Genomic DNA, 1,037 nt, shown 5'->3' with positions numbered 1-1,037 from the left:
CGACGTCGTCTTCCCCGTCATCGAGAAGGCGATGGAGCTGACCGGGAAGAAGTACGGCGCCGCCTACGAGGACGACGTCCGCTTCCGGGTCGTCGATCGGCACCGAGCTCGAGGCCGCGATGGCCGCGCACGTGGCCGATCTCACGCGAGCGGATCGCGGTCGCGAAGGTCAGGAACCCACCCGCCGAATCACCGGCGAACACGATGCGCGCCGGATCGGCGCCGTGGCGCAGCAGCCAGCGGTAGGCGAGCACACAGTCGTCGATCGCGGCGTCGATCGAACCGGGCAATTGCCGGTATTCGACATTGAGGACGGGCAGGCCGGTGCGCCTGGCCAGTCCGGCCACGATCGCGCGGTGTGACTGCAATCCGCAGACGGCGAAGCCGCCGCCGTGCATGTACAGCAGCGCACCGTGGCGCAATGCGCGGGATCCACCCGCGGGCCGCACCATTTCCATCTTGAAGCCCTGGAGCTGGATCTGCTCGCGTTCGATACCGTGCGGTTCGGGCCGCAGCCGCGACAGCAGGTCGACCGCGACGGCGCCGACCGGAATGGTGGCCCGGTTGATGGGCACGGTGCGCAGCAGCGGTCCGATGAGACCGAGGCAGGCGACCATCAGGACTCGTGAGGAAGTGCTGGTCCGGCCGGAGTTGACGATGATGCCCGGGTCGGGCCTCTCGGCGGTGCTGATCGGGGCCACGGGCGCGAGCCCGCCCATCACGCCGGTGATCTTTGTGGCTACCATCGCGCACCTACCTCTACAGCTGGCGCGTCGACCCCTGACCAGGCGTAAACCCCCGGATCGGATGTCGGCGCTGACATCTAACACAGTGATGTTTCACACATCGACGCTCACATAATCAGATGAACGTCTTGTCTGTCTCAGTTATCGCCCGACACACCCGGCCACCAAACGTTCGTGACCAATTCGTCGACGTGTCGGAACCTCCCCGACTCCGGAGAGGACGGGACTGGCATCGCACCGCAGTGGGCGGTCGAGTTCTACACCGCAGTACGCAACCACGACCGCGAGGAC

General features: G+C 66.4%; 1 protein-coding gene. It reads right to left on the bottom strand.

The window, feature by feature from the left end; genetic code table 11:
- Nucleotides 1-17 precede the first annotated feature (17 nt).
- Nucleotides 18-746, bottom strand: a complete 729-nt coding sequence (locus AB0F44_RS30415) for an alpha/beta hydrolase fold domain-containing protein (RefSeq protein ID WP_357361120.1) — start codon at nt 744-746, stop codon at nt 18-20.
- Nucleotides 747-1,037: the final 291 nt, after the last annotated feature.

Origin of the sequence: Nocardioides sp. NPDC023903, from assembly GCF_040639295.1 — a bacterium.
Classification (GTDB): domain Bacteria; phylum Actinomycetota; class Actinomycetes; order Propionibacteriales; family Nocardioidaceae; genus Nocardioides.
The sequence above is the reverse complement of the archived record's forward strand: the minus strand, read 5'-3'. Positions and strand labels throughout refer to the sequence as shown.